Genomic DNA, 2,747 nt, shown 5'->3' with positions numbered 1-2,747 from the left:
TTTTGCATAGACGCCCTGATTTGTTTTTTAAACTTTTTCTTGCAGTGTCTTTTCCCGATCTTTATGTGTGTTTGGCCATATTTAGGCAAATAAGTAAGGGGAGAAGTAAGAAAAAGTAAAAGGGAGATGGGAATTTGAGGATTCTTCATTATGTAGACGAAAACAACCTGTCATGGAGTAAACCCTGGCTTGATTTGCTTGCAAAAATTAGAGAAATGGACAGTTCTATAGAACACTTCGTGGTTTGTAGGCCAGGTGGCACCTTAGCAGAAAGAGCAAGAGAAGAAGGTTTCAAAGTCCTTGAATATCGGCCAATGTTTGCATGGAACCCTGCCCTTTGCAGGGGATTTGATAACCTGTTGGAGGAAATAAAGCCAGATGTAATACACACCAGGCTGTCAAGTGCGGCTTTTATTGGATCCTATTGGGGGAAGAAGAAGAACATTCCTGTTGCCGCTACGGTAGATAAGTTTCCTAAAGGAAGGTATTATGCAAATTCGACGCTGCTGATAGCTCCTTCTACTGCTATTGCAAAACATATGGAAAGTCAAGGTTTTTCCACCGATAGAATAAAGGTAGTCGCAAACCCGGTCGCAGTGAAAAAGTATGAACCAAACTTGAAGGAAAGAGAAAAGTTAAGGAACCAGGAGGATGTAAAGCCTAGCGAGCTTGTGATTCTGGGCATGGGTCGATTTGTGCCATGGAAAGGTTTTGACCTTTTGATAAGAGCAGTTGGGGCTTTGGGGGCGGACAGGCCCATAAGTTTGTGGCTGGTGGGAGATGGACCCATGAGGGAAGAGCTGGTGAAGCTGGCGGAAGAGGTGTTTCGAGGGTTGTCCAACCGAAGGGTTAAGTTTTTCCCCTTTGCCAAGGATGTTAGGCCTTTTTTGTGGGCATCTGACCTTTTTGTCCAGCCTTCGTATCATGTGCCGGGCTCTGGGGGGCCAGAGGCCTTTGGTATTGCATTATTGGAAGCCATGGCTTCAGGGCTTCCTGTTGTGGCGTTCGCCTGTGGCGGTACCCTCGACCTGGTGCGAGATGGACACAATGGATGGCTTGCTGAACCAGGAAACTTGGATTCGTTAAGAGAGGTCTTGCAGAAGGCTCTTCACGCTGTTCCCGATGAGGCAAAGAGTCTGAACGCCATTGAGGAAGCCAAAAGGTACGACGTTGCCACAATTGCAGAAAAGTCTTTGGAGCTTTACAGGGAATTGGCTCGTTAGTTTGCTTGCCTCTGGCAGGTTGGGGTAAATAGGCGGTAGAGCGTGATAAAGGGTTTTTGAGATTTTGTTTAACAATAAGGGGGGAATCTCTGTGGGGGTGAAAGACTTATTGGGCAAAGAAGCGCTGCCTCTTTTTGCTAAGAAGCCATGCAGCAGCGTCTCCTTGGTAGAATTTGGCTTTTTGTTTTCTGTATTTTTTGAGCCGTGGGGGCCGGTGTTTCGCTATTTTGGCTGGTTCTTGTGCTTGATAGGCGTTGGAATTTTGGTATTTCGAGGGGGCAAAAAGGAACTTAGAGCTTTTATAGAACCCTTTACCAAGAAAATCATGTTGGTAATTCTTTTGTGGTCGTTAATAGTTACTGTCTTGAACAGTAGAGGGCTTTATTTTGATTTGAAAGGTTTTTCCATGCTTTTAGAGGCGTTTTTTGCCGTGTGGTTGAGTTCTTTTGTTATTACAAAATATGAAGGTGCGCTTTTCAGGCTTATAAGCGTATGGACGGCTTCTTTCGTTTGTGTTTTATGCTGGGTTCTTTGGGCAGCCCTTGCTAAAAACCATTTTGCGGGACCTTTTAGCAATATGAATACCATGGGGATTTATTCAGTAGTTGTCTTGCCAGTCATTCTTTTTCAGGCCTTCAAAGAGAGAAAAAATATTTGCTTGGAGATGTTTTTCCCCGCCCTTTTTGCTTTATCTTTGCTGTTGGTATTTTTGAGTTTCAGTTCCTGTGCCTGGATAGCTGGAGCATTTACTGTAGGAATTTTCTTGTTTTTGATGTTTTTGATAAGGCCTGGGAAGAGACAATTGATCAGGGTAGCTGCAGTTTCTTGTGTGTTTTTTGCCCTTTTTGCGTGTTTTTTTGTTTTTGCAGATGTTAAGGCTTCAGCATATGCGAAAAGAGAAATTTCTCAGATATTGAGTTTCAATAAAGATTTTACTAGGTTCACGACCCACAGAAACATAATTTGGAAATCGGTTGTTGGCCTATGGAAGGAAAAACCTTTTATAGGTTGGGGATGGTCAGATTTCAAACACCTTGCAGAAGACAAGATAGGCAAATTGCCTCGGGTTGGCGTACCTCATGAGCCTCACAATGTGTATCTGGAATTGTTGGTTAGAGGAGGAGTGCTCCTTCCTTTTTTGGCGGTGACCCTTTTCATGAGGGGAGCTTGGTGCGGGTATAAAAAGATGAAAGAAAGCAAAAATTTCTCCTTGAAGCTGCTTTATGCTGCATTGATTGCTGCAATTATGGCTCAGGTAGTTTATGGTTTTGGCGGTAGCATATTGATGGCGAGGCAAAAAGTTGGTTTTCTGTTTTGGGTCCTTTTTGGCATTGCCGTATCGGAAAGAGGCGGTGAAGTCTTGGATGAAAGGCAGAGCTGCTGAAGGTTTATGGTTTTTGAGGGCTTGTCAAAAGGGCGCTTATTAGATAGTATATATTTTGGTTTTGAGTAAGCTCCGCATCTCGCGGTGACTCTGATGGCAGGAAAGGAGGTGCGACCCCCGACGGCCACAAAGGGCAAGCG

At 44.2% G+C, this 2,747-nt stretch carries 2 protein-coding genes; both read left to right on the top strand.

The window, feature by feature from the left end; all coding sequences use genetic code 11:
• Positions 1-134: 134 nt before the first annotated feature.
• The gene (locus tag H0Z23_RS08865; RefSeq protein WP_296869087.1) at positions 135-1,223 is read left to right on the top strand and encodes a glycosyltransferase family 4 protein; all 1,089 of its coding nucleotides are present in this window, start codon (positions 135-137) and stop codon (positions 1,221-1,223) included.
• A gap of 91 nt (positions 1,224-1,314) precedes the next feature.
• Entirely contained in the window at positions 1,315-2,607 is a 1,293-nt protein-coding gene (locus H0Z23_RS08860) for an O-antigen ligase (RefSeq protein ID WP_296869086.1), read from the top strand.
• Positions 2,608-2,747 lie beyond the last annotated feature (140 nt).

It is taken from the genome of Thermovirga sp., assembly GCF_017656375.1.
Taxonomy (GTDB): domain Bacteria; phylum Synergistota; class Synergistia; order Synergistales; family Thermovirgaceae; genus Thermovirga.
Note: the sequence above shows the minus strand (reverse complement) of the source record. Positions and strands in the feature narration are given on the sequence as shown.